Here is a 24,662-nt window from a genome sequence, read left to right as displayed (position 1 = left end):
GCCACACCGAACCAGCAGGAGGACGATCGATGACAGAACAGCAGGACGCACCCGTACTCACCACCATCCGGGGCCACCTCGGACTCATCACACTGAACCGCCCGCGCGCGGTCAACGCGTTGAACGTGGAAATGATTGGGCTCGTCAACCAGGCCCTCGACGAGTTCGAGGAGGACGCCAACGTCAAAGTCGTGGCGATCGTCGGCTCGGGGGAACGCGGGCTGTGTGCCGGGGGCGACGTCGTGGCCCTGTATAAGGCCGCATCCAGCGATGATCCCGGTCAGGGCATCGATTTCTTCCGCCAGGAATACGCCTTCGACTACCGCATTTCGCGATACCCCAAACCGTTTGTCGCGATCATGAATGGGCTGGTCTTGGGCGGCGGCGTCGGGCTTTCGGTTCCGGGGTCACACCGCGTGGCCACGGATTCGACACGCACCGGGATGCCCGAAACTGGCATCGGCTTTTCCCCGGACGTGGGAGGCCTCAACTATCTTTCCCACGCACCCGGGCAATCGGGTAAGCACCTGGCGCTGACCGGGCTCCACATCGACGGTGCCGACGCCATCCACGCGGGCTTGGCCGACTACTACGTCGAGGACGCCCAAGTCGAGGAAGTGCTGACGCGGCTCGAAGACACCGAGAATCCCGGAACCGTGGCGACCGTTCTTCAAGAGGTCGAGGCCGAGCTTCCCGAGTCGACGTTGGCGGCCGCGGCGTCGTGGATAGATGAGGATTACGCCCCGGAAACCGTGGAGGAGATTCTCGCCAACGTGACGGCCAGGGTCGAAAAGGATCCGGATAACGAGCTCGCGGCCTCGGCGCTCGCCGCACTGCGACGCAACAGCCCCACCGGCATGAAGACGGCGTTGGAAGGCCTGACCCGAGCCTCAAACCAGAGCCTTGCCGAGACCTTGACCCAAGACTTCCGCACCAGCGGAAACGCGCTCTTTGCCCACGACATGGCCGAGGGCATTCGCGCGCAGGTGATCGACAAAGATCGCAACCCACAATGGCAACCGCAAACCCTCGAGGATGTGGATCGAGAGACCGTGCTGGGATTCTTCGAGCCGGTACCGAATCACGAGGACCTGCGATTGTCGGACGAAGGAGCAACGTCATGAACATCGCATTCCTGGGCCTCGGAAATATGGGCGGTCCCATGGCCCGCAACCTCAAGGACGCCGGGCACGACGTCGTCGCCTTCGACCTCATGGAGGCCGCGCGAGAGAACGCCGCCGCCGAGGGCGTGACCATCGCGGCCAGCGGTGCGGACGCCGTCAAAGATGCCGAGGTCGTCATCACGATGTTCCCGGCGGGCAAGCACGTTTTGGCGGCCTACCGTGGAACCGAGGGCGAACCGGGGCTGCTGGCCGTTGCTCGCCCGAACACGCTATTTATCGACAGTTCGACCATCAGCGTGGATGAGGCGGTCGAAGCCGCAGAACTCGTCCACGAGGCCGGCCATCGAGCGGTCGACGCGCCGGTCTCCGGAGGAACCGCAGGAGCCCAAGCCGGCACTTTGACGTTTATGGTCGGTGGACCGAAGGCGCACGTCGACGCCGCCCACGAGCTCTTCGACGTCATGGGGAAGAAGATCGTCCACTGCGGTGAGAACGGCGCAGGCCAGGCCGCTAAATGCTGTAACAACATGTTGCTGGCGATCACGACCATCGGCGCGAGTGAAGCCTTCACGTTGGGATCCAAACTGGGCCTAACCGATCAGGCACTCTTCGATGTCATGTCCACCTCTGCCGCTCAATGTTGGTCCGTGACGACCAACTGCCCTGTTCCGGGCCCGGTGCCCACCAGCCCTGCCAGTAACGATTACCAGCCCGGCTTCGCGGCGGCCCTCATGGCCAAGGACTTGGGCCTCGCCTTCGCGGCCCTGGAATCCACCGGCACTCGAGCGACCTTCGGCCGGGCGGCGCACCAGGCTTACACGGAATTCACCGAGGCCGGCAACGGGCACCTCGACTTTTCCGCGATCATCCAGACCATCAGAGAGGACGCATCATGAGCGAAACCACCGCAGATTCCCCGATCATCACGGAAAAAACCGAGGACGGCGTCGGGCTGATTCGGCTGAACCGCCCGAAAGCACTCAACGCGTTGAACTACGAAACCATGGTCGCCGTGGTTGAGGCCGCGGAAGGTTGGGAGCGAGACGAATCCGTGTCCGCGATCGTGCTGACCGGCTCGGAGAAAGCGTTTGCCGCCGGTGCGGACATCAAGGAGATGGCGTCGAAGAGCTTCACCGAGATGTACGCGAGCGATTGGTTCGCCCACTGGCAGCGCCTCACCCAGGTTCGTTTGCCGATCATTGCCGCCGTCAACGGCTACGCCTTGGGTGGCGGATGCGAGTTGGCGATGATGTGCGACATTCTCGTGGCCGGTGAGGGCGCAACTTTCGGGCAGCCGGAGATCAACCTGGGTGTTCTTCCGGGTATGGGTGGTTCCCAGCGACTCACGCGCGCCATTGGTAAGGCCAAGGCGATGGACATGATCCTGACCGCCCGGAATATGGGGGCCGAGGAGGCCGAACGCGCAGGATTGGTGTCCCGGGTGGTACCCGACGCCGAGGTGCTGGACACCGCACGGGACATCGCCGCGAGCATCGCGCAGAAGTCTCGACCGGCCGCGATGATGGCCAAGGAGGCAGTGGCCGCGGCGTTCGAAACCCCGCTGGCTCAAGGCCTCGCCTTTGAGCGTCGCGTCTTCCACTCACTTTTTGCGACCCATGACCAGGCCGAAGGCATGGCCGCGTTCTCGGAGCGGCGCTCGCCCAACTTCGAGAATCGCTGAATCTTAACCGACGACGCCGCCGTCCTCGCTCTGTGAGGGCGGCGGCGTCGTGATGCACGAGGGGTCGCTAGGCGTGGTCGTGCCCCGGGTAGGTGACCTCGATCTGCCGTCGGACCTCGTCCAGGAATTCCATTTGCGCGATGGTGTCTTCCCACGGCATGACCGGGGACTCCAGTAGCCCCTCCTGGATACATCGGGTGGCTTCACGCATCTCATAGGAGTATCCGCGACCGATCAGCGGCCACGACTCGTCCCGAGAATGCCCCTGAGCGTCGGTCACGGTGAAAGATTCCGCCTGATGCATGGGCGCAGGGATCGAGATGAATCCCTCGTGCCCCGAAATCACTGCCTCCCGCGGTCCTTGCGACACCAAGGACATCGTCATCTGTGCCGCGGCCTTCTCGCAGGTCACGGTCACCTGCGTGAGGGCATCCACGGTACCGCGTTTAATGGTTTGGGCGACGACGCCGGTGGGCCGCCCCAAGGCGAGCCAGGGCCAGTGCAACACGTAGCAGCCCATGTCGAGCGTGGCCCCGCCGCCGGCATCCTCCCGCCACAGTCGGTGGGTCTTGTCCGCCGGTCCACGGAACCCGAGGTCGGCCTGGACCCAGCGTGGGGTCCCGATTTCGCCGGATTCGATCAGCTCCGCTACCCGAGCGCGGAGGGGATGGAAGCGGGTCCACAGGCCTTCCATCACGAAGAGATTCTTTTGTCCGGCCAGGTCGAGGACCTCGCGAGCCTCCTCGGCGGTGATGGTGAAGGCCTTCTCACACACAATGTGTTTGCCGGCCTCCAGCGCTTGAAGCATGTTCTCGTAATGCTGTCCGTGAGGGGTCGCGATGTAGAGGACCTCGACGTCGGGATCCGCGAGGATCCGCTCATAGCCGGTGCGTTCGTCGTCGTCACCATAGGCTTTGGCTACACCGAAATCCTGGGCGAATTCCTCCGCCGAATCCTGGTTTCGGGACGAAACCGCTACCAGACGGGCGTCTTCGAGGGCGGCGATGTCCGGCGTGACCTTGCGGGCAATCGCACCCGTCGAGACGATGCCCCATCCCAGGGTTCGACCGGTCGCTGTCAGGGGGTTTTGTGTCTCCGTCATGCATCCATACTAGGCAGGCTCCCATACGGGGGCGGGCCCGCCGGGGCCGATCGGGATGATCCCTCATCGGCCCCGGTGGTTACGCGGCTAGCGTCGGATCCGGGCCACGACGGCGTCTACCACCACAAACAGCGCCAACGGCAAACCGAAGAGGGGCAGGAACACACCAACGGCGACGGCGGGAACACCCACGGCCGGCCAGGCCCACCACGGTGCACGCCGCAGGCCAGGGCGCGGCGCCTTCATGTTCGTGAGCCTTGGGCGGCGCTTCACCCACATCCAGTACCCCGTCACGACGCTCGCGGCGATGCCCAGCGCGATCAGGAACAGCAGGATCTGATTCGCCAATCCCAGCCAGAGTCCCATGTGGATATCGACACCCCATCGAGCCAGTTTGGCGGGCAGGGAATAGTCCTTCGAGAAGGAGACATGATCCACCTGCTCGTAGGTCACGGGGTCGACCGTTACCGAGTCCACCTCGGTGGGGAAATGCCGGTTGATCTCGTTAACCGTCCACGCTTGATCCATCGATGCCGCTGGGGTGATGTCGAGCTGCTTCGAATCGATGCCGTACCGATGTGCGGCCCTCAGGATCGCGTCGTATCCGGAATCCAAGGGCATGGGCATCGCGTCCGCGCCGGACGACGGTGTGGAGGATCCATGGCCCGCGTGGCCCGCGTGCTCGTCGGCCTGCGCGGCCTGGCCGGTCAACGACGTCGTGGGTTTGGGCGAGCTCCAGTTGAGGGCGGCCCTCAGATTGGTGACGTTCTCGCCCGCGTAGGTGGACCAGGTGATGCCGGTCGCCGAAAGGAACACCATCGCGACGAGCAAACCGAGGCCCAACGTCGAGTGCCAACCTAGAATTCGCGGCCGCCCGCGCGCGCCCTTAGTGGGCAGTGCCGCCTCCCGGAGCGCGCGCCGTCGACTACGGCCCGCTTTAATCTTGGAGGTCAGCTGGGGAACCCACAGGATGAGGCCGCCGAGTGCAATGACCCACATCCACGACGCCGCGAATTCGGCGTAAATCCTGCCGGGTTCACCGAGGTGGAGGTCCCGGTGTAAGTGATCGATCCACGTGCGGAGCGGCAGCGCTCCGGAGGACCCGTACGTGATGAGATCTCCGCGAATCTCGCCGTTCGCCGGGCTGACGAATACGGTCCGACGGTCGGATTCGGAGGATCCTGGCGGCGGCGCGAACATGACGCGGGTCGAGTCACCCGCTTCGGCGGCAGGCCGGACGCCGGTGGGCTGGGCTTCAGCCGCGCTGCCGTTCTCGCGGTGCACGTGATCGATGGCCCGCCGGACTTGGTCGTCGAGGCTCAAGGTCTGGACGTCGGAGCCGGCGGTGAGCTCGTGCGAATACACGATCTTTTCGAGCTGAGGTGCGGCCGCGTAGAGGGCCCCGGTCAAAGCGGCGACCAGGATGAACGGGCCGACGATGAGTCCGGCGTAGAAGTGCAGGCGCAAAATCATGGCCCGAAACCATCCGGCACGACGTGGGGTGCGATTTTGTGGTGAGGCGCCCCGGGAAGGGCGCGGGGGAGCGGTAATGGTCATTTTTCCTCACGGTGATGAGGCGCCGCACGAGGTATCCGTGGGCGCGGTGATGCGGCGGGCCGCTGAACGCGCGGTCCGGCCAGGGGTGGTCAGGGGGTCGTGAGGAAAAGAGGCGGTCCCCTGACGGGAATGATGGTGTGAAACCGCTTTTTCAGCGGCGGGGCGAAAGCCGTGGTGACACCCAGAGGGGCACGAAGGCGGGGGATCAGCAGGTGACGAGTCAGCCTCGCGATCCACGGCACGATGAGGGTCGCGAGGATCCAGATCGTCGCATCGACCGCGCCGAGGAAAGCGGCCGCAATGATGGTCCCGAGAACGTGTGCCACAAACATCGGGAGGGAACCGTGATCCATCGCGATGCCGCTGGTCTCCATCGAATGATGCGCCATCATCTCGGCGTGATCCATGCCGGCCGCACCGCTCATGCGGGCGTGAGCCTCACCTGATGCGGCGGCGCTCGCGCCCACGGGACTGCCCGCAAGAATTCCAGCCTGCCCCGAGCTCGGGATCATGAGGAGCCAGTGCACCGCAACCTGCCCCAGGGCGAGCAACGGAAGGCAAGCCAGAGTATTCAACCGAAAACGGGTCAGGGCGAAAACGCCGCTGATGAGTGGAAGGCTCAACCCCACGGCCAAGCCTGAAACAGCCAGCTGACCACCGCCCAGAACGTGCGCAAAACACCCCAACCAGGCCGTCACCGAGACCAGTAAAAGGGTGCGCGCCAACCGCCAACCGGTGGACCCTGCGGTCACCGTGGGGTTGTTTACTGGCGCGTTCACTAGGTCAGTTTATGTGAATCGCGGGGCGCGGAGGCTATGAACTCTTGAGCCCAGGGAAGTCTGCTTCCGAGAACTCGTGGCCGTAACCCTCCGACGTCGTCCGCTCTTCCCGGAACGTCTCGGTCCTTTCGCCGTCCTCACCGTGCATCTGCCTCTCATGCGCTCGCAGTTCGACACGGCGAATTTTCCCGGACACCGTCTTGGGGAGGTCAAAGAATTCCAGACGCCGGATGCGGGCATAGGGGGCTAAGTTGGCGCGACAGTGGGCCAGGATGGATTCCGCGAGTTCCGCCGTGGGTTCGTGACCGGAATTCAGTGCGACGAAGGCTTTCGGCACCGCCAAGCGAAGCGGGTCCGGGGAGGGAACCACGGCGGCCTCGGCCACCGCAGGATGCTCGATGACCACGGATTCCAGTTCAAAGGGCGAGAGCTTGTAGTCGCTGGCCTTAAAGACGTCGTCCGCCCGGCCCACGTAGGTGAAGTTTCCGTTGGCGTCCCGGCTCATGATGTCGCCGGTGTGGTACACGCCGTTGCGGAAAACCTCGTCGTTCTTGGCGGGGTCCGCTTTGTATCCGGTCATGAGGCCGACCGGGCGGGGTTCCGTCACGATGCACACCTCACCTTCGCCTTCGTCCGGAACCACATCGTCCGTCACCGGGTCCACGAGGACGATGTCGAAGCCGGGCAGCGGGCGGCCAACGGTTCCCACCACAAGTTCCTGCCCAGGCGTATTGGCGATCTGCACCGAGGTTTCCGTCTGACCGAAGCCATCGCGAATATCGAGACCCCAAGCTTCCCGTACGCGGTTGATGACCTTCGGGTTGAGGGGCTCGCCGGCGGCGACAACTTTTCGTGGCGGATTCTTGAGTGTGGTGAGGTCCGCCTGGATGAACATGCGCCACACGGTAGGCGGCGCGCAGAAGCTCGTGATGCCCTCGGCGTCCATGGTGCGCATGAGCGCCGCGGCGTCGAACCTCGAATAGTTGTAAATGAAGACGGTCGATTCCGCGATCCACGGCGTGAAGATGTTGGACCACGCGTGTTTGGCCCAGCCGGGGGAGGCGACGTTGAGGTGTACGTCCCCGGGTTCCAAGCCGATCCAGTACATCGTGGAGAGGTGGCCCACGGGATAGGAGACGTGCGTGTGCTCCACGAGTTTGGCCCGCGACGTCGTTCCCGAGGTGAAATACAGCAAGAGGGTGCTGTCTGCGGGGGTCGGGGCTTCGGGGGCGAATTCCCTAGGTGCGGCGGTGCTTTCGGAATACGCAACGTGGGTGCGTCCGGGAACGGCGTCTTGGGTGAAGCCGCCGGTTTCGACGACGGAGAATTCTCCCGGTACCTCCGCGAATTTCGCGACGTTGCCAGAATTTGTCACCACCCAGGAGACCGACCCGCGGGCCACGCGCTCTTCGAGGTCTTTGGGTCCGAGCATCGTGGTGGTCGGCAGGAGGACGGCGCCCATTTTGATGCCGGCCAGCATGCTTTCCCAGAGCTCCACCTGGTTGTCGAGCATGAGGATCATGTGGTCGCCGCGGCGCACGCCTATCTCGGTGAGCCACCGAGCGACCTGGCTGGAGCGTTCCGACAATTCACGGTAGGTCAACCGTTGAGAAGAGCCGTCCTGCTCCACGATCACGAGGGCGTTTTGGTCCGCCCGTTCGGGGGTGGCGGCGACGGCGTCGAACCAGTCCAGCGCAAAGTTGAAGTTCTCGAAGCGTGGCCATTCGAAGGACGTCCGCGCGGCGGCGTAATCTTCCCGGAGTTCGACGAGGCGGTCTCTGGCCTGACGGAGTTGCTCGGTGACGGTCACGGTGTCTCCTCCTCACACGCTGTGACTCACTATTATTGTGAGCCACCTCACTCATGAGAGCGTATCCCAGGGGTAAGGGCGAACGGAAGTTTTACCGTGGTCACGAGCCCATGCGGGTGTCATGTGGGGCGCCACCGCTCATGCGGAGACGGATGAGCTGAAGGGTGAGTGCCACCAAGGCCGTGGCTCCCGCGCAGAGGGCGAGGGCAGAGCCGCCGAGTCCCATGCCGATGAGTGCCGCGCCCAGGGCCGAGCCGATCGCGGCACCGAGGTAATTGGCTGAGGCGTTGGCGGCGACTGCGGTGGCGCCGTCGTCAGGATTGGCGGATATGAGGGTGTGCTGTTGAGGTGCCAAGGAAGACCAGCCCATGGCACCCCAGGCAAAGAGTCCCACGGCGAGCAGTGGCAGGGGTGAGCCCAACGCCACGGCCCCGAAGGCGAGAGCAAGGATGCTGAGGATTATGGCCGAGAGCTTGAGAGGGCTTCGCGCGGCGTCGACCACCCGGCCGATTGTCAGAGCTCCGATGGCTCCGCCCAGACCCCAAATCCAGATGGCTAGGGTGTGATGCTCCGCCAGGGCCGTCCCGGAGAGGGCATGTGTGATGTATGTGTAGAGTCCCAGCGCGGCGATCCCCGTGGTCAGGGTGACCAGGGTGGTGACGAGGTTGCGCGGGTGAGTCAGAGTGCGGAGGCGTTCCCGGGCCGTTGAGGCGGGCACGTTAGGGATCCCGGAATTTCCTCGAAGGGCGACGCCGACCAACGCCACCACACCCAGCACCGCGATGAGCCCTATGCTCAGCCGCCACCCGGCGACGTCGGCGACCATCAAACCCAGTGGGACGCCGAAGACCGTGCCCAAGGCTAGTCCCGCCAAAACCAGGGAAAGTGCCTGACCGCGACGTTCCGGGCCCACCAGGGATGCGGCAACGGCGGAGGACAGCGGGGAGTAAATACCTGCGGCGGCGCCCGCGACCAAGCGAGTGACGATGAATATTGCGGGACCGGGAGCCACCATGGTTCCCAGATTGGCCAGGGTGAAAACGCCTAAGGCTAGGGCCAGGCTGCGTCGGGATCTGCGACCTGCGAGCCCCGCCAGTAGCGGGCCGACGACGGCGTAGGCACCCGTGAATGCGGTGACCCCTAGCCCGAGGAAAGCTTCGGAGGTGCCCAGGTCGCGCGACATTGCGGGGAGTAATCCGGCGACGACGTAGGCATCCAGCCCCAAGCCGACGCTCCCGAGAATGAACGGCCAGAGTCGAAGGATCATGAGTCTTCCGACGGGGTAGCGGGGGAAGCGTCTCGAATGGCTTGTTCGACAAGCGTCGGCAATAGTCCGGGGAAGCGTGCGTCGAGGTCGCGGGTGCGGAGGGAAATGAGGCACATGCGTCCCTCGCCGCGTGTCCACGTCACGCCCGATTCGCGGAGAATGCGGGTGTGATAGGTCAGCGTCGAGCGTGGAAGGTCGTCGGCGAGCGTGATGCTGTCGTGCTCCTGGCCGTCGGAGAGTCGACGCAGCATTTCCAGGCGGATGGGGTCGCTCAGGGCTGCCAGGACTTTGGGGAGGGAGATGTTCTGCGTGCTGGGATGCTCGTAGCTTCGGGGGGTCATGAGTCTCCAGATGGGTGTTCGTGCAACTTTATTTGCACGATACACGTGCAAGAAATCTTGCACAATCCCTCCGGAACGACCCGTTGCCGCCTAGTTTGGGTGCGGCCCATTGGGGTCGGGGTGCTGGTGCGCAGGGCCAAGGGGTGGCCTTCTCGTGGCCTTGATCTTTCCAAGCCGAGGCAAACTGTCCCCCGAATTATTCCTTCTCATGTCGTACTGCCTCGCGAGGCAGCTAATGCAATTTGGGCAGTGATATACCCGTTCATTCCAGGGAGGTCCGGTCCTCGCCAGCAAAACCGCTTCGACCACCCGATTGGATTCTGGCCCAATGATGGGGATATCCACCGTGGCAGGCCTTCTAAAGGTGTAAATTCCCTCTGGGCGCAAGGTCTGTGTATTACTGATCCGGGCTGGGAGGGTTCTTCGAGAAATAGGTGGCCTTCCACCAAAACCAACCGGTCGCGATGGCTAGGACGACGAAAACAACGAACATCAACGGTTGGTGCGTCGTAAATGCCAGAACAACACTCAATAGGGCGACTATCAAACATGCGACGGCCTTAATGACCTCGATGGTGGTTCGGTTCATCCTGTCCCCCTGTAAACATGGGAAAGTTAGTGTTCAGGAAAAATATACCATGTGAGTAAAGAGATTGCAGGTGGTGTTTTGCGTAACTTTAATACAAAATGTAAAGTTAAAGTTCAGTAAATTTAGTTAGAACACCAATACATTCGTTTCAATGCGACTCGATGACCTTTCTATCATTGTTGATGCCCTTGAGGTGGCATCCATGCGGCTGAAACTGGCGTACAACGGGAGCTTGTGAAGGTTTGTCGTCATTACCTCCGCCTGTGGCGTTGCGCCTCCGTGCATCTTCGGACCCAGTCGATCTGCCTGAAGGGGGGCTCTGAATCGCTGAAGGAATGTTTGTGGTGAACCCGTGTGTTCGTTATCGGGTGGGTTCTATTGAGTGGAGCTCTGGCCTCCCCAAACTCGATCTGCTGTTTGATGAGTTGAATCGATACTGTAGTGCCCTATTTTGAACGAAACCGTGATTGCCAGCAGGTTGAATGTAGAACAAGAATAACGGAGTTATTATATTGCCGAAATCAATAAAGACCTTTTTAGGTCTTACTTATGCAATTATCGGGCTTTCTGTTCTCGCATTGCTGTTGTCGTGGATTTTCTTTCAGTCATACAGTGAGTTTTATATTAAAACACATGGAAGTTCTTTCGATAGTCTTCCGAGTCAACAGTTCAAAGTGAATACTGTAGTATTTATTCTTGTGATTCGAAGTGCATTTTCGCTGGGGTGGATTAGCTCATTAATCTATATGAGAAGGCTTGTTAGGGCTCGCAATCGGCATCTTCTGGTGATCATATCGGTGTATGCGGTCATTAGTTTTGTAGGGTACGGAATACTAGTGTTTCAGAATGCGATGTTGTGGCAGACGGTCATCCGTGGGGCGCAAGCCCTGGCTGGTGCTGGGTTACTGGTCTTAGTGCTGTCGCAGAGGGCTAGACGATCTATCAAAAAGTACGTGGACGACCCAGACTAGTATCTCTCCGTCGATTGATGAGGTCAGGTGGAGTCTGGCTGCTGGTGGTAGGCATTGGAAGGGTCATGCTGCTGGAAAATTTTGAGCACTAGCCATCGAGAATCGTGATCGGCCATGGAGTTCGGTGCCCTGGAGGTTCGGCAACATGTTGGCGCTTAGGGCTGACGGTTGTGTGGCGTCAGTCTTCATAGTGATAGCGGCATGACGCTATTCGTATTTCATCGGCAAGTACTTTGTAAACGAGCCTGTGTTCATTGGTAATGCGTCGAGACCAATATCCATGGAATCCATGCCTGAGAGGTTCTGGCTTCCCGATACCCTCGTTGCCGTTGCGCTGGATATCTTTCAGGAGACTGTTAATCCTCCGAAGAACTTTCCGGACTTGGGCCTGCCACCAGAGATCATCATCCCAAGCCGAGTCGTCCCATGTGAGTTTCACTCGATGAGACCCTGTTCGGTTCCTCCGCCATTTTCGAGCCTGTCGATCGAGGCTAGGAGTCGCCGGGCATTGGCCGGACTTCTGAGGAGATAGGCGGTTTCTTTGAGGGATTCGTAGTCCTTGAGCGAAACCATGACCACGGGCTCATGGCCGGATCGGGTGATGACGATTTCTTCGCGGTCGTTGGCTACCGCATCCAATGTCTGGGCGTACTTTGCCCGGGACTCCGAGAATGACATGGTTTTCATGACGCCCTCCTTTGCGTACGGAAAATTGTTCGTTCACGCGAGAGGGGCGAAAGGTGCATCCTTCGGTTTCGAAAGTTTTCTGCGGGGAGTTAACTGACCGCCGGCGGATCCCTCCTAGTCTTGGCCGTCCCACCAGCGGTCGAGGAGGGTGACCGGCGTCGTGCGCTTGTGGCGTGTGATGAGGAAGCGGCGTTCGATGGCTTCGGCCTGCTCGTCTTCGACATCCCGCCCTTCCAGGTAGTCATCGATGACGTCGTAGCTGAGGCCCAACTCGTCCTCGTCGAGGCGGCCCGGTGTGGCGTCGAGGAGGTCCGCCGTCGGGGCTTTCGACCAGACGCGTTCGTCTGCTCCGAGATGGCGCGCGATTTGACGAATCTGGCGTTTGTTGAGGCCGAAGAGCGGCAAAAGGTCTGCACCGCCGTCGCCAAATTTCGTGAAGAAGCCCGTGGTGGATTCCGCCGCGTGATCCGTGCCGACGACGAGTAGGCCCTTGTCTCCGGCTAGGGCATATTGCGCGACCATGCGAATGCGGGCCTTCACGTTGCCTTTGGAGAAGTCGGAAATGTCGACTCCGGTGGTCTGGCGGTATTCGTTTTCGACGCCGGTGGTGGCGGGCTCGACGTCGAAACTCCAGCTGGTTTTGGGGCGGATGAATCGCAAGGCGGCCTGGGCATCGTCTTCGTCTGCCTGAACGCGGTAAGGGAGGCGAACGGCCACGAAATCCGCGTCGGTCCCTCGGTTCGAGAGTTCCTCCACAGCCAATTGGCACAGCCGCCCGGCGAGAGTCGAGTCGACGCCGCCGCTAATACCAAGCACGAAGCCCTTGGTGCCGGTGGATTCGAGGTAATCACACAGGAAATCGACGCGCCGCTTCACCTCCTCGGCGGGGTCAATCTGGGGCTTCACGCCCATTTCTTGAATGATCTGTGCCTGGAGTGTCCGCATGGCTCCATGATAGGTGCCGCGTGTTACCGAAAGATTGCGTGGATACTCGGCACCCTCGAGACATCGAGGCTCAGGTTCGGTAGCATCCCGACTATATGTGACTCAGGACACAAAATGTCCTGAATTGCGGATTCCCACAAGGAAGGGTCGTCATGTCTCAGATTCTCGGAGCTCCGTCCACAGGGCTTATCCCCCTCATTCCCTATCCGGATGGTGACCTTCTCGAGGTACGGAACCTCCTCAATGACGAGGAGCGCGAAAGTTACGAGCGGGTTCGTGAATACCTTCAGGACGTCGTGCGGCCGGCCAGCGTCGACTATTGGAACGAAGAGGAGTTCGCCTTCGATCTCCTTCCGGGCCTCGCGAAAGTCGGCCTGGGGGAGATTGAGCTCTCGGATACCTCGTGGCTGTACCGGGGACTGGTGTACGCAGAGGCAGCGCGAGCCGACGTGTCCCTTTCTGCTTTGGTGGGCATACATAATGAGTTGATTCTGGGAATGATCCAGCAACTCGGATCGGAAGAGCAGCGGTCCACGTGGCTGCCACGGTTGCGTACATTCGAGGCCATTGGCGCCTTCGCCCTCACCGAGCCGGACCACGGGTCCGATATCGCCGGTGGTCTGGAAACCACCGCGACCCGCGACGGCGACGAGTGGATTATCAACGGCTCGAAGCGCTGGATTGGTGCCGGAACTATTGCCGATTTCGCTCTCGTGTGGGCTAGAGATACCGAGGATCTTCAGGTGAAGGCTTTCCTGGTGGAAACGGATCGTCCCGGATATCGAGCGTCGAAGATTCGCAACAAGATGGGTCTGCGCATCATGCAGAACGCAGATATCGAATTAGACGACGTTCGGATCCCCGCCGAAAATCATCTCCCTGGGGCCGTGGACTTCTCGAGTGCCAACGAAATGCTTCGCAACTCTCGGGTGTGGGTGGGTTGGCAGGCCTATGGGCTACAGATGGCGGCTTTTGACGTCGCCCGAGAATACGCCGTGAATCGCACTCAATTCGGTCGGCCTATCGCCAAATTCCAATTGATGCAGCAAGCCTTGGCGGAGATTGCGGGGAATGCGCACGCAAACCTTGGTCTGATGATCCAGGTGGCTCGCTCTCAGGAAGAGGGAACGCTGGATATGATGCGCGCCGCGATGGGTAAGTCCATCGGGACGCGGTTGGCTCGTGAATCGGCTGCGAAGGTGCGAGCCATGTTGGGCGGAAATGGCATCACGAGTGATCATGAGGCCTCCAAAATCTTCTGCGACGCCGAAATTTTGTACACCTATGAGGGCACGTACGAGATCAACTCGCTGATTGTGGGGCGGGCGGTCACGGGAATCTCTGCATTCGTGTAATTCCACAAAGTGGGCCAGTCTGCAGGACGTTTTCTGGGTGCCCAGTAAGACGGCGTTGGCTTCCGCGGAGTGGTCACCTGTGCGGAAGAGATGGGACTGGGTGTGATCCACGTTACGATGAATGGAGATCGTCACCTGCGCGAATTGTCGACGTCGACGGTCGCGTGTCAATGAAGGAGAACCATGGAACTTCACGGAATATCAGCCATTGTGACCGGGGGCGCCTCTGGCCTAGGCCGTGCGACGGCCCTGCGCCTGGTTGAACAAGGTGCCCACGTCTACGTATTCGACCTCCAGCGTGCCATCGACGACGCCGCAGCGCAGGAGGGGATCACCTACCTCCCCGTGGACGTCACCGACCCAGAATCCGTTAAAGCCGGAGTCGATCAAGCTGTCAACGGTGGAACCGGCCCGCTGCGCGTCGCGATCAACTGCGCCGGTATTGGCACTCCCGGGAGAATTCTCGGCAAGGGTGGGGTCCACGACTTCGCCAAATACACCGCAGTGATCACCGTCAACCTCATTGGCACATTCCAGGTCTTGGCTCTTGCCGCCGAGGCCATCGCCGCAACTGAGCCGGTGGATGAGGATGGCCAGCGCGGCGTCATCATCAATACTGCTTCCGTGGCTGCGTTCGAGGGGCAGGTTGGTCAGGCGGCGTACGCGAGTTCGAAGGGAGGCGTCGTCGGGCTGACGCTTCCGGCTGCCCGTGACCTTGCGAGCCATGGGATTCGCGTCAACACCATCGCGCCCGGAATTGTCGATACGCCCATGATGGCCGGTATCGACCCCGAATTCCGCACGACTCTGGAACAATCCGTTCCTTTCCCGCACCGTTTGGCCACGCCCGATGAATACGCCGAGTTGGCCCTGGACATCATTCGCCACGACTACCTCAACGGCCAGGTCACCCGCATGGATGGCGCGATCCGCATGTCACCGCGCTAAGTTCACCACGCACCGCTCGCCCAGAGGCGAGCCTATTTCAGGAGGAACCATGTCCGAGGCGTACATCGTCGAAGCGCTTCGCACCCCGGTCGGTCGCCGTCAAGGTGGTCTTTCTGGGGTCCATCCCGTGGACCTTGCCGCGGTGCCCATCGGTGCCGCGCTGAACAGGCTCGGGATCGAGTCCGAGGAATACGACGAGATCATTCTTGGATGCATCGACCAAGTTGGACCGCAAGCCTTCGACATCGCCCGCACGGCATGGCTCGCCGCCGGAGGCTCCGAGGCGGTCCCGGGAACGACCATCGACCGGCAGTGCGGTTCGGGCCAGCAGGCGATTCATTATGCGGCCCAAGCGGTGATGTCGGGAACCAGCGATGTGGTGATGGCCGGCGGCGTGCAATCCATGAGCTCGATTCCCCTCGGCTGGGCCAACACGGCCACTCAAGAGCTCGGTTTTCCTCATCCGTTCGCTGGGGCGCGCGCGTGGGAACAGCGATACGGGAGGCAGGAGATCTCGCAGTTCCGCGGCGTCGAGCTCATGGCCGAACGCTGGGGCATCACCCGGAACGACGCCGAAGCCTTCGCCCTCGAATCCCATCGTCGCGCACGTGCGGCCCAGGAAGCCGGCGATTTTGATGACGAGATCGTCCCTGTGGGCGATGTTTCTCGCGACGAAGGCCCCCGTGAACCGAATCGCCGCAAGATGGCGGAACTCGAGCCGATCCGTCCGGGTGGGGTGCACACCGCGGCATCGGCATCACAGATATCCGACGGCGCCGCCGTGCTGGTCCTAGCCTCGGAGCGCGCCGTCGACAAGTACAGCCTGACGCCCCGTGCCCGAATCCATCATCTGTCCGCCCGCGGAGACGACCCCGTCCAGATGCTCACCGCTCCCATCCGGGCGACGCGACGCGCCCTAGAGAAAACTGGGATGTCCCTCGACGATATGGATGCCGTCGAAATCAACGAAGCCTTCGCTGGGGTGGTTCTCGCGTGGGAACGTGAGCTGAAACCGGATATGGCGACGGTGAATCGTCGGGGTGGTGCCATCGCACTGGGTCACCCCATCGGCGCCACCGGCGCACGACTCATGACCACCCTGCTCCATACCTTGGAGCAAACTGACGGACGTTTTGGCCTGCAAACCATGTGTGAGGGTGGAGGTCAGGCCAATGTGACCATCCTCGAGAGACTAGACGCCTGATGCCGAACACTCTGAAGCGCCTCAGTCTGACCCCCGGCGTTCGGGCGGAGCGGGAAGAGGCGTTGGGCGTCGGCTGAGCGTGGCCAGGAGCGAATGGGCTGGTCACGCCGGGTATTTTTGTCCCATACCGAGGGTATCGGGCATTAGACTGTGATTCGGATTACCATCCTGGGCGATGCCGCGTGGCCTGCCCAGGATCTGCGGCCCTTGAGCCGTGGGAAACCAACGTCACGTGCACCAACTCAAAGGAGAGACCGTGAGCCCCGTGAACCCCGAGCCCTCGTACGACCTCACCGACCCCGTCGACGCCGACTACCTCGGTGTGTTCGCAGACCTCAGCGATGAGGATCGCGAAGCCTGGAACCAGTCCCGCCAGTACGGTCGCGAGATTCTTCCGCTCATCAACGGCTATTGGGATCGTTCGGAGTACCCGCTGGACCTGGTCCGTCGGATCGGAGAACTCGACCTCATGACGGACGGCCTGGACATTCCCGGGCACTGGAAACTCTCGGCACTCGGCGCAGGGTTGGTGACCATGGAATTGTCCCGATGGGACGGGTCCATGGCCACCGCCGTCGCCGTCCAGGGCGGGCTCGCGCTGCGTTCGATCGCCCTGTTCGGCTCGGACGAGCAAAAATCCAAGTACGAGGGCCCTCTCGCCGACGCCAGCCTTCTCGGCTCCTTCGCCCTGACCGAACCCACGCATGGTTCCGATTCGGTGTCCCTGGAAACCCGCGCCGTCAAGAGCGGGTCGGAATACATCCTGACGGGCGAAAAGAAGTGGATTGGCAACGGCGCATCCGGTGGCATCACCGTCGTCTGGGCACGGGACGAAGAAAACAACGTCCGCGGATTCATCGTGGATCAAGATTCGGCCGGATACGATGCCGAGATCATCGAGGGCAAAGGCACCTTGCGCGCAATCCACCAGGCACGCATCAGCCTGAACGACGTCCGCGTGCCCGAGGCGAACCTGCTGCCGGGCGCAAAAACGTTCAAGGACGTCTCCCAGGTCTTGGTGCAGACGCGGGTCGGCGTGGCGTGGTCTGCCTTGGGCCACGCCGTCGCCGGTTACGAAGCGGCGTTGGAGTACAGCAAACAGCGCATCCAATTCGGCAAGCCCCTCGCCAAATTCCAGATGGTGCAGGAGCGGCTCGTCCGGATGCTCTCCGAGATCACTGATATGCAGCTCATGTGCGTGCGCATCGCCGAACTTCAGGAAGCGGGCAAGCTCCGCGATCAGCAAGCAAGCCTGTTCAAGGTGCACAACACGACGAAGGCGCGGGAGGTGCTCTCGACCGCTCGGGACCTCCTGGGCGGCAATGGCGTGCTTCTCGAGAACCACGTGATCCGGCACATGTTCGACATCGAGGGCGTGCACACCTACGAGGGCACCGAGAATATTCAGCGGCTCATCGTGGGACGGGACATCACGGGGCAGTCCGCTTTCGCCTAATTGATGCGGATGGACGCGGGCGGGGATCCTCGGCCGCGTCCTCGTGAGCGGTCAACCCACGCGCGTGTGCTGGTGCTTGCTGACCATGAAGGTTTCCGGGTCGGCGCGGTTCCACGGCTCCATCCAGTCCTCGGAGGCGGTGCCGTCCAAGAGGGAATTCGTGGTCAACCAGGTGTACATCTTCCGGTATGACGCCGAACTCGTGGAGTCGATCCGGTGCATCACGTGTTCCGGACCCAGGTCCTTGAACGATTGCAGGCCCATCGAGGCGAGAATTCTCATGGCCGAATTCATGGTGCCCACGTGGAAGTTCTTGACGCGCTCGCCTTTATTCTCGACGTCGATCCCGCGAGCGAGTCGCGGATTCTGTGTGGCCACACCCGAGGGGCAAGAATTCGTATTGCATTTCTGGGCCTGAATGCATCCCGTGGCCATCATCATGCCGCGCGCACTGTTGGTGAAGTCGGCTCCCAAGGCCATGCGACGCACGATGTCTGCGCCGCCCACCACCTTGCCCGCAACGCCCACGGCCACACGATCCCGCAATCCGACCCCCATCAGGGCGTTATGGACCGTGATCAGGCCTTCCGTGAGGGGCATCCCGACGGCGTCCTCAAACTCGACCGGCGCGGCACCGGTCCCGCCCTCTGAGCCGTCTACGGTGATCCAGTCCGGCGTGATGCCGGTTTCGAGCATCGCCTTGCACAGGGCCAGAACCTCGATGCGGGAACCGACGCAAAATTTGATGCCGACCGGTTTGCCCTGGGCCGCCTTGCGCACGCGGGCGATGAATTCCACGAGCTCGCGCGGCGTCGAGAATTCGGGATGAGCCGCGGGGCTGACGCAGGTTTCTCCCTCCGGCACCCCGCGAGCCTCGGCAATCTCCGGGGTGACCTTCTCTCCGGGGAGCACTCCGCCGAGGCCCGGCTTAGCGCCCTGGCTGAGCTTGATGAGGATGGCTTTGATTTCAGGCTTTGCGGCCTTCTCGGCAAAGACCTCGTCGTTGAAGCGGCCTTCTTTGGTGCGGCAGCCGAAATATCCGGAGCCAAATTCCCAGACGACGTCCGCACCATATTTCAAGTGGTACTTGGTCAGTCCGCCTTCGCCGGTTTCCTGCGAAAACCCGCCCATCGCGGCGCCTTTATTCATGGCCATCACGGCATTGGCCGAAAGAGCCCCGAAGCTCATCGAGGAAATGTTGAACAGGGAAATCTCGTACGGCTGAGTGCAATCCGGCCCGCCCAAACGTTGCCGCGGGGCTTCCGCGAGCGGTTCCACGGGAGCCATGGTGTGCAGCAAGAAGTCGTGGCCAGGGCGGAGGACCTTGCGCTCGGTGCCGAAGGCTTGCTCCCCTCCGAGGCCCTTGGCCCGTTCGTAGATCATCGTGCGAGTATCTCGGTCGAAGGGACGGCCGTCGTAGTTGTTTTCGATGAAGTACTGCTGGATTTCCGGACGGATGAATTCCATGAGGTACCGGGCGTGGCCCAACACCGGGAAATTGCGCAGAATCGTGTGCTTCTTTTGAAGGATGTCGTGAGTCGCGACCCCGAGCAGTCCGGCTGCCCCTGAAATGCCGAGTGATGCGGCGATCCGTTTGGCTGACCGAGACATATTCAACTCCTTGCAGGCGATCCACGAATGGGGCCGAGGTTGGTCCAAACGCCGAGGGCAACGGCGTGGAAAAATATCATCCATGCACGAGCACGGTCTTCCTCATGGTAGCCCTGTGGGGGAAGGTTTCCTCCGAGTCACTAGGGTTAATTCACCACATTTTGTGGACGACGCCGGGGCGGCATTGGCGTATCTGGTTCGTGAGACGGAGCGTGCGGAGCACGTCAGGTGCCGTTATGCGATGTGGCTGGATTCCGCCTCTGCCGGGATCGCCGGTGGGGCACCGTCACGGTGGAGCGTTTTTGGGTTGCCCACCGAGGTGCTTCGCTACGACGACGCGGGGCGGCGCACGCCTCGGGTCGAAGTTCTCGGCATGGACGGTTCGCACCGTGAAACGTACACCGGGACGATTCTCGACGTGCTTGACCGGCGTCTGGCTGCACCGGACCAATCACCCCGCCTGAAATCCTCGGAATCTTTCCCGGAGGAGGTGCGCGACGTCGTCGGCGCCTGGTTTGGTTATCTGGGATACGAAGTCGCGGAAGACCTCGAAGGCGCCGCCCCCTACACCGCGGACACCCCGGACGCCGTGTGGATGCGTTCGGAACGCTTGGTCATGGTGGACCACCACTCGGGTCAATCGTGGGTTGTGGGGGACTGCGACTGGATAGATCGGGTGCATCGGGCCGCCGAAGTCTGGGAACCACCGGCCGACGTCGCGATCCCCAAGTTGCCTCTGCCGGACCGTGGAAACTATCTCCGAGCGGTCGAGGAATCGCTCGAGGAGATACGCCAGGGAAATTCCTACGAGGTGTGCCTGACCGCGGAATCTCGGGGAATTATCGACATGCCGTGGGGCTTTCCCGAAGTTCTTGGTGTTTACCGGGGCCAACGCCGCGGCAACCCGGCACCTCACGCGGCCTTTCTATGGTGTGACGACGTCGCGATCCTTTCATCGAGCCCGGAGCGGTTCCTCTCCGTGAACGACCAGGGGTGGTGTGAAGCGAAGCCTATTAAGGGGACGGTGCGGCGGTGCCCGGACCCCGCGGAGGACGCGCGGGCGGCAGAATGGCTGGCGCACGACCCCAAGTCTCGCGCCGAAAACCTCATGATTGTGGACCTCATGCGCAACGATTTCTCGATGGTCTGCGATCCCGCGTCAGTTCACGTACCGGTCCTCATGGGCATTGAAAGCTATTCGACGGTGCACCAGCTCGTTTCCACGGTTCGCGGGCGTCTGGCCGAGGGCCGAACCGTGATCGACATGCTCCGGGCCGCGTTTCCCGGGGGATCCATGACGGGGGCTCCCAAGCCACGAACCCTCGAGATTATTCAGCGGCTTGAGAGACGAGCGCGTGGAGTCTATTCGGGGGCCTTGGGGGTTCTGGGGCGGCGTCGTTCCGATGTGTCGATAGTGATTCGCACCGCCGTGTTGACGCCGGGCGCCGACGGGAAATCTACCGAAATCAGCGTGAGTGCAGGCGGCGCAGTGGTGGCCGATTCCGACCCAGCGGCCGAGTACGAGGAAATGTTGACCAAATTGGAAGCGCCCCTCCGGAGAATTGCCCAGCTCGAGCGCGGTTGAGCTGTCGCCTCGGGGTCTTCTGGCCGCGTGGTCTCTCACCGACATCAACCAAAAGGTTGATCACAATTCAACCGTTCCTGCCATGACGCGCGCGCGAGGATTTGGTGAAATTGAAACAACTTAGGTCACAGAACGATGTTTTGTGGCAGCTATTCACCAATTCACGTTCGAAGGTGCATCATGAAAAAGCTCGTCAACGCCGCATTTATCTACATGGTGGTGGGAGTCCTCTCCGGACTTTTCTACCGAGAATTCACGAAGGCCAATGACTTCCCGGAGGGTGGATTCACCCAGCTGAGTGTCGTACATACGCACCTCCTCACGCTCGGATTCATCGTGCTCCTCGTGGTGCTGGCATTGGAAAAGGTCTTCGGGATCTCTCGTAGCCCCAAGCTGTTCTCTTGGTTCTTCTGGTTGTATAACGCGGGCGTCGTCGTCACCTCCGGGACCATGGTGTGGCACGGAATGCTCACGGTCCTGGGTGAAGAGTCCAATGCGATGATCGCGGGTATTGCTGGGATCGGTCACATGCTGATTACCGCCGGAATGATCGTCCTGTTCATCGCCCTGCGTCGGGCCGTGGTTCGCGACCAGCACGATTCCGTGAAGGGTGTGGAGGCTTCAGCATGACCTCGGTTGCGGCTTCATCGTCCGCGAGCGGCACCACGCCTCGGCCGTCCACCAAGGATTGGGTTGCCCTAGCCGTTCTCGCGATCGGTTTGGGCGTGATCGTCCTGGACGGCACGATCGTCGGGGTGGCCTTGCCCGCGATCATTGCCGACGTGAACCTGGACCTCACGGACGCGCAATGGGTCAACAGCCTCTACGCTGTCCTCCTTGCGGGCTTGTTGTTGTCAACCGGCAAGCTCGCGGACCGTTGGGGCCGCAAACTGATGTTTATTCTGGGGCTCCTGATCTTCATCGGCGGCAGCCTGTTCGCGGCCTTGGCCGGTTCTGCTGGCCCGCTGATCGGCGCTCGCGCAGTTCAGGCGGTGGGGGCGGCGTTCATCATGCCATCCACCCTTTCCACCGTGAACGCCGTGTTTCGCGGCCCTTATCGCGCACCTGCCTTCGGCGTGTGGGGCGCGGTCATGTCCGGTGCTGCAGCGATTGGCCCGCTCGCCGGCGGTGCATTGACGCAGTGGGCTTCGTGGCATTGGATCTTTTTGATCAATATTCCGTTGGGCCTTCTCATCATCATTGCTGCGGTGGTGACCGTTCCGAATACTCGGAGCACGGAACATCGCAAGGGAGCCGACGTCGACGGCGCCTTGCTCAGCGCCATCGGGTTTGGGGCGTTGGTCTTCTCGGTCATTGAAGGCCCGAACCTGGGGTGGTGGACTCCGTCCGAGGATTTCTCCATTTATGGTGCGGTTTGGCCCAAGACGGCGGCGATCTCGGTTGTCCCCGTGGCATTGTTCATCGGCATTGCCGCGATCATCCTGTTCGCACTGTGGGAACGGCATCGCGAAAAGGTCCAGCGCTCCGCCTTGCTCAACCTCGACCTCTTTACGTTTTCGACGTTCTCCTGGGGCAATCTCACGGCCGCGATGGTCGCTGTGGGCGAATTCGCGATCATCTTTGTGCTCCCGCTGTACCTCACCAACGCCCTGGGGTTGAACCTCATGGGGGCGGGGCTGATCCTTGCCGCTATGGCGCTTGGAGCGTTTTTCTCGGGTGCCTCGGCACGCCACCTGGCGGCACGGTTCGGTGCGGAAGGCACCGTGTTGATCGGGCTCGGATTGGAGGTCGTCGGAACGGTCGTTCTTGCCTTCCTGGTCGGCCCCTCGACGCCGGGTTGGCTGGTCGCGATTCCGTTGGTGGTTTACGGCCTCGGCCTCGGCCTGGCTTCGGCACAGCTGACCGGCACCGTGTTGCGAGACATTCCCGTCGACGTATCGGGTCAGGCCTCGGCCACGCAATCCACGGTGCGGCAAATCGGGTCCGCTCTCGGAACGGCCTTCGCTGGAGCGGCGCTTTCGGTATCTCTGAGCCTTACGTTGCCGTCGTCGTTGAACGGGACAGGCCTGAGTCAGGGGCAATCGGATCAGCTTGCGGAAGCCACGCGTCAGTCGGCTGGAGGGCTTATCCCGCAGCTTCGCGACCAGGCTGCTTCCGGGAGCGTGGGCGCGAATTCCGCGTCGGTGGTCGATGCGCTGAGCTCCGGATTCGCGGACGCGACCCGGTGGGCGCTTCTGGTGGCCGTGGTCTTCCTCGTCCTCGGGTTCGTGGGGTCGCTGCAATTGCGGCGCGCCTCGGCTCGGTCGAAGAGCAAAAGCCAGGAGACGGCATGACCCGTAGAATGGCCGCATGACTTCCGAACTGACCACCACATTGCCCATCGAGGCCGCCCGCGACAGGCTCCGCGAACTCATCATCGACCTTGCCGTTGTGCGTGGGAAGGTCACTCTCGCCTCCGGGCTCGAGGCGGATTACTACGTCGATCTGCGCCGCGTGACTCTTCACCATGAGGCGTCGCGGCTCGTCGGGCAGGTCATGCTGGATCTTCTGGACCGTAACAACATCGTTTTCGACGCCGCCGGTGGCCTCACGATGGGTGCCGATCCCGTCGGTCACGCGATCATGCGCAGCGCGGGTGACGTCAACCGTGCCGTGGACACGTTCGTGGTGCGCAAAGCGCAGAAATCCTACGGAATGGGGCGCCAGGTCGAGGGGCCCGACGTGACAGGGCGCGACGTCGTGGTGCTTGAAGACACTTCCACCACGGGTGGGTCTGCCCTGACGGCCGTCGAGGCATTGCGAGCCGCCGGCGCCAACGTGGTGGCCGTGGCCATCATTGTGGACCGAGCCACCGGCGCGAAGGAGCGCATCGAGGAGACGGCGGGAGTGCCCTGCCTCTACGCCTTCTCGAAGTCGGAACTCGGCCTGGACTAGCGGTGGAATCAGGGCAGGAAAACGCCGCCGATCCCACCGAGGTCAACGGTCGTGCGGAAGAGGTCCCGACGCCGGCCAGCGACGGCCCCGCGGCCGAACACGTGATCGGCGTCGGTCCGTGGGAAGGTCCGTGGCCAGACGGCGACCACTGGGACCCTGAGCTGTTGCGCGAGGGCGATCGGCGCAATGTGACCGATGAATACCGCTATTGGTCGATGGACGCCATCATCGCCGACCTCGACACCAAACGGCACGGCTTTCACGTGGCCATCGAAAATTGGCAACACGATTTGAATATCGGCTCGGTGGTTCGAACGGCTAACGCATTTTTGGCCCGTGAAGTGCACATTATTGGGCGCAAGCGATGGAATCGACGCGGGGCCATGGTCACGGACCGTTATCAGCACGTGAGGCACCACACGACGGTGGAGTCGTTCATTGAGTGGGCTCGCGAGCAAGGGTTGGTGGTGATCGGCATCGATAATTTCCCCGATTCTCGGCAACTCGAAACCTATGATCTGCCCGAAAATTGCATCCTGGTTTTCGGGCAAGAAGGCCCGGGAATTAGCGAGGACATGAAGAACGCCGCGCGGGACACCCTCTCGATTCAACAATTCGGTTCCACGCGGTCGATCAACGCATCGGCCGCCGCTGCGGTCGCTATGCACGCCTGGATTCGCCGGCACGTTTTCCACCAGCAGGCCGGTTAGGGAGCTTTTCTGCGGTGAGGCGGCACCACGTCCGGTCACGAACCC

At 61.9% G+C, this 24,662-nt stretch carries 23 protein-coding genes; 12 read left to right on the top strand and 11 right to left on the bottom strand.

Annotated features, from left to right (window positions below; genetic code table 11):
• Positions 1-29: 29 nt before the first annotated feature.
• From B9Y51_RS04125 to B9Y51_RS04115, 3 genes are read left to right on the top strand one after another with little or no spacing between them, the layout of a single operon-like run.
• Complete coding sequence (locus B9Y51_RS04125) at positions 30-1,124, top strand: enoyl-CoA hydratase/isomerase family protein (protein ID WP_085528866.1); 1,095 nt, start codon at positions 30-32, stop codon at positions 1,122-1,124.
• A complete protein-coding gene (gene mmsB / locus B9Y51_RS04120; protein WP_143467983.1) occupies positions 1,121-2,020 on the top strand; it encodes a 3-hydroxyisobutyrate dehydrogenase in 900 nt (299 codons plus the stop codon). Before B9Y51_RS04125 ends, mmsB begins: the two co-directional genes overlap by 4 nt.
• Positions 2,017-2,805, top strand: coding sequence for an enoyl-CoA hydratase (locus B9Y51_RS04115; RefSeq protein WP_048682054.1), 789 nt, complete (start codon positions 2,017-2,019; stop codon positions 2,803-2,805). The genes mmsB and B9Y51_RS04115 overlap by 4 nt, the downstream gene beginning before the upstream one ends.
• Positions 2,806-2,872: 67 nt before the next feature.
• On the opposite strand, the gene B9Y51_RS04110 is transcribed toward B9Y51_RS04115, so the two are convergent.
• From B9Y51_RS04110 to nadE, 10 genes are all read right to left on the bottom strand, one after another.
• Positions 2,873-3,907: a Gfo/Idh/MocA family protein gene (locus B9Y51_RS04110; RefSeq protein WP_085528864.1), complete on the bottom strand. Its 1,035-nt coding sequence runs from the start codon at positions 3,905-3,907 to the stop codon at positions 2,873-2,875.
• Positions 3,908-3,994: 87 nt separating this feature from the next.
• Entirely contained in the window at positions 3,995-5,464 is a 1,470-nt protein-coding gene (locus B9Y51_RS04105; protein WP_085528863.1) for a PepSY-associated TM helix domain-containing protein, read from the bottom strand.
• 89 nt (positions 5,465-5,553) lie between these two features.
• On the bottom strand, positions 5,554-6,243 hold the full coding sequence (locus B9Y51_RS04100; RefSeq protein WP_143467982.1) for a hypothetical protein: 690 nt from the start codon (positions 6,241-6,243) through the stop codon (positions 5,554-5,556).
• Between the two features lie 34 nt (positions 6,244-6,277).
• Positions 6,278-8,053 carry an AMP-binding protein gene (locus tag B9Y51_RS04095; RefSeq protein ID WP_085528861.1) on the bottom strand — a complete coding sequence of 592 codons (1,776 nt, stop codon included), beginning with the start codon at positions 8,051-8,053 and terminating at the stop codon, positions 6,278-6,280.
• 100 nt (positions 8,054-8,153) lie between these two features.
• The gene (locus tag B9Y51_RS04090; RefSeq protein WP_085528860.1) at positions 8,154-9,320 is read right to left on the bottom strand and encodes an MFS transporter; all 1,167 of its coding nucleotides are present in this window, start codon (positions 9,318-9,320) and stop codon (positions 8,154-8,156) included.
• Complete coding sequence (locus tag B9Y51_RS04085; RefSeq protein ID WP_085528859.1) at positions 9,317-9,661, bottom strand: ArsR/SmtB family transcription factor; 345 nt, start codon at positions 9,659-9,661, stop codon at positions 9,317-9,319. Before B9Y51_RS04085 ends, B9Y51_RS04090 begins: the two co-directional genes overlap by 4 nt.
• A gap of 397 nt (positions 9,662-10,058) precedes the next feature.
• The gene (locus tag B9Y51_RS04080; RefSeq protein ID WP_085528858.1) at positions 10,059-10,250 is read right to left on the bottom strand and encodes a hypothetical protein; all 192 of its coding nucleotides are present in this window, start codon (positions 10,248-10,250) and stop codon (positions 10,059-10,061) included.
• Between the two features lie 1,149 nt (positions 10,251-11,399).
• Complete coding sequence (locus B9Y51_RS04070) at positions 11,400-11,660, bottom strand: Txe/YoeB family addiction module toxin (RefSeq protein ID WP_082156823.1); 261 nt, start codon at positions 11,658-11,660, stop codon at positions 11,400-11,402.
• Entirely contained in the window at positions 11,657-11,908 is a 252-nt protein-coding gene (locus B9Y51_RS04065; RefSeq protein WP_085528856.1) for a type II toxin-antitoxin system Phd/YefM family antitoxin, read from the bottom strand. Before B9Y51_RS04065 ends, B9Y51_RS04070 begins: the two co-directional genes overlap by 4 nt.
• A 114-nt stretch (positions 11,909-12,022) precedes the next feature.
• Entirely contained in the window at positions 12,023-12,853 is an 831-nt protein-coding gene (nadE, locus tag B9Y51_RS04060) for an ammonia-dependent NAD(+) synthetase (RefSeq protein WP_085528855.1), read from the bottom strand.
• Positions 12,854-13,005: 152 nt separating this feature from the next.
• Between nadE and B9Y51_RS04055 the strand changes: the two genes are divergently transcribed.
• The 4 genes from B9Y51_RS04055 (at position 13,006) to B9Y51_RS04040 (ending at position 17,816) form a co-directional block, all read left to right on the top strand.
• Positions 13,006-14,208 carry an acyl-CoA dehydrogenase family protein gene (locus B9Y51_RS04055; protein ID WP_085528854.1) on the top strand — a complete coding sequence of 401 codons (1,203 nt, stop codon included), beginning with the start codon at positions 13,006-13,008 and terminating at the stop codon, positions 14,206-14,208.
• Positions 14,209-14,391: 183 nt separating this feature from the next.
• Positions 14,392-15,156 carry an SDR family NAD(P)-dependent oxidoreductase gene (locus tag B9Y51_RS04050; protein ID WP_085528853.1) on the top strand — a complete coding sequence of 255 codons (765 nt, stop codon included), beginning with the start codon at positions 14,392-14,394 and terminating at the stop codon, positions 15,154-15,156.
• A gap of 49 nt (positions 15,157-15,205) precedes the next feature.
• A complete protein-coding gene (locus B9Y51_RS04045; RefSeq protein WP_085528852.1) occupies positions 15,206-16,360 on the top strand; it encodes an acetyl-CoA C-acetyltransferase in 1,155 nt (384 codons plus the stop codon).
• Between the two features lie 256 nt (positions 16,361-16,616).
• Complete coding sequence (locus B9Y51_RS04040; RefSeq protein ID WP_245826042.1) at positions 16,617-17,816, top strand: acyl-CoA dehydrogenase family protein; 1,200 nt, start codon at positions 16,617-16,619, stop codon at positions 17,814-17,816.
• Positions 17,817-17,867: 51 nt separating this feature from the next.
• Here B9Y51_RS04040 and B9Y51_RS04035 read toward each other — a convergent pair whose 3' ends face one another.
• Positions 17,868-19,427, bottom strand: coding sequence for an FMN-binding glutamate synthase family protein (locus B9Y51_RS04035; RefSeq protein WP_085528851.1), 1,560 nt, complete (start codon positions 19,425-19,427; stop codon positions 17,868-17,870).
• A gap of 82 nt (positions 19,428-19,509) precedes the next feature.
• Here B9Y51_RS04035 and B9Y51_RS11060 point away from each other — a divergent pair, with 82 nt between their 5' ends.
• The 5 genes from B9Y51_RS11060 (at position 19,510) to B9Y51_RS04005 (ending at position 24,617) form a co-directional block, all read left to right on the top strand.
• Positions 19,510-21,012: an anthranilate synthase component I family protein gene (locus B9Y51_RS11060; RefSeq protein WP_158088248.1), complete on the top strand. Its 1,503-nt coding sequence runs from the start codon at positions 19,510-19,512 to the stop codon at positions 21,010-21,012.
• 180 nt (positions 21,013-21,192) lie between these two features.
• Complete coding sequence (locus B9Y51_RS04020; RefSeq protein WP_085528849.1) at positions 21,193-21,642, top strand: DUF2871 domain-containing protein; 450 nt, start codon at positions 21,193-21,195, stop codon at positions 21,640-21,642.
• A complete protein-coding gene (locus B9Y51_RS04015) occupies positions 21,639-23,306 on the top strand; it encodes an MFS transporter (RefSeq protein ID WP_085528848.1) in 1,668 nt (555 codons plus the stop codon). The genes B9Y51_RS04020 and B9Y51_RS04015 overlap by 4 nt, the downstream gene beginning before the upstream one ends.
• A gap of 16 nt (positions 23,307-23,322) precedes the next feature.
• A complete protein-coding gene (gene pyrE / locus B9Y51_RS04010; RefSeq protein WP_048682007.1) occupies positions 23,323-23,907 on the top strand; it encodes an orotate phosphoribosyltransferase in 585 nt (194 codons plus the stop codon).
• A gap of 101 nt (positions 23,908-24,008) precedes the next feature.
• Positions 24,009-24,617, top strand: a complete 609-nt coding sequence (locus tag B9Y51_RS04005; protein ID WP_245826063.1) for a TrmH family RNA methyltransferase — start codon at positions 24,009-24,011, stop codon at positions 24,615-24,617.
• Positions 24,618-24,662: the final 45 nt, after the last annotated feature.

This window comes from Kocuria massiliensis, from assembly GCF_900169715.1.
In the GTDB taxonomy this organism is placed as follows: Bacteria; Actinomycetota; Actinomycetes; order Actinomycetales; family Micrococcaceae; genus Rothia; species Rothia massiliensis.
The sequence above is the reverse complement of the archived record's forward strand: the minus strand, read 5'-3'. Positions and strand labels throughout refer to the sequence as shown.

What these genes read in the sequence shown, in the direction of transcription:
- B9Y51_RS04125 (WP_085528866.1), top strand. Translation starts at nt 30, where the DNA reads ATGACAGAACAGCAGGACGCACCCGTACTCACCACCATCCGGGGCCAC.
- mmsB (WP_143467983.1), top strand. Translation starts at nt 1,121, where the DNA reads ATGAACATCGCATTCCTGGGCCTCGGAAATATGGGCGGTCCCATGGCC.
- B9Y51_RS04115 (WP_048682054.1), top strand. Translation starts at nt 2,017, where the DNA reads ATGAGCGAAACCACCGCAGATTCCCCGATCATCACGGAAAAAACCGAG.
- B9Y51_RS04110 (WP_085528864.1), bottom strand. Translation starts at nt 3,907, where the DNA reads ATGACGGAGACACAAAACCCCCTGACAGCGACCGGTCGAACCCTGGGA.
- B9Y51_RS04105 (WP_085528863.1), bottom strand. Translation starts at nt 5,464, where the DNA reads ATGACCATTACCGCTCCCCCGCGCCCTTCCCGGGGCGCCTCACCACAA.
- B9Y51_RS04090 (WP_085528860.1), bottom strand. Translation starts at nt 9,320, where the DNA reads ATGATCCTTCGACTCTGGCCGTTCATTCTCGGGAGCGTCGGCTTGGGG.
- B9Y51_RS04085 (WP_085528859.1), bottom strand. Translation starts at nt 9,661, where the DNA reads ATGACCCCCCGAAGCTACGAGCATCCCAGCACGCAGAACATCTCCCTC.
- B9Y51_RS04080 (WP_085528858.1), bottom strand. Translation starts at nt 10,250, where the DNA reads ATGAACCGAACCACCATCGAGGTCATTAAGGCCGTCGCATGTTTGATA.
- B9Y51_RS04065 (WP_085528856.1), bottom strand. Translation starts at nt 11,908, where the DNA reads ATGAAAACCATGTCATTCTCGGAGTCCCGGGCAAAGTACGCCCAGACA.
- nadE (WP_085528855.1), bottom strand. Translation starts at nt 12,853, where the DNA reads ATGCGGACACTCCAGGCACAGATCATTCAAGAAATGGGCGTGAAGCCC.
- B9Y51_RS04055 (WP_085528854.1), top strand. Translation starts at nt 13,006, where the DNA reads ATGTCTCAGATTCTCGGAGCTCCGTCCACAGGGCTTATCCCCCTCATT.
- B9Y51_RS04050 (WP_085528853.1), top strand. Translation starts at nt 14,392, where the DNA reads ATGGAACTTCACGGAATATCAGCCATTGTGACCGGGGGCGCCTCTGGC.
- B9Y51_RS04045 (WP_085528852.1), top strand. Translation starts at nt 15,206, where the DNA reads ATGTCCGAGGCGTACATCGTCGAAGCGCTTCGCACCCCGGTCGGTCGC.
- B9Y51_RS04035 (WP_085528851.1), bottom strand. Translation starts at nt 19,427, where the DNA reads ATGTCTCGGTCAGCCAAACGGATCGCCGCATCACTCGGCATTTCAGGG.
- B9Y51_RS11060 (WP_158088248.1), top strand. Translation starts at nt 19,510, where the DNA reads ATGCACGAGCACGGTCTTCCTCATGGTAGCCCTGTGGGGGAAGGTTTC.
- B9Y51_RS04020 (WP_085528849.1), top strand. Translation starts at nt 21,193, where the DNA reads ATGAAAAAGCTCGTCAACGCCGCATTTATCTACATGGTGGTGGGAGTC.
- B9Y51_RS04015 (WP_085528848.1), top strand. Translation starts at nt 21,639, where the DNA reads ATGACCTCGGTTGCGGCTTCATCGTCCGCGAGCGGCACCACGCCTCGG.
- pyrE (WP_048682007.1), top strand. Translation starts at nt 23,323, where the DNA reads ATGACTTCCGAACTGACCACCACATTGCCCATCGAGGCCGCCCGCGAC.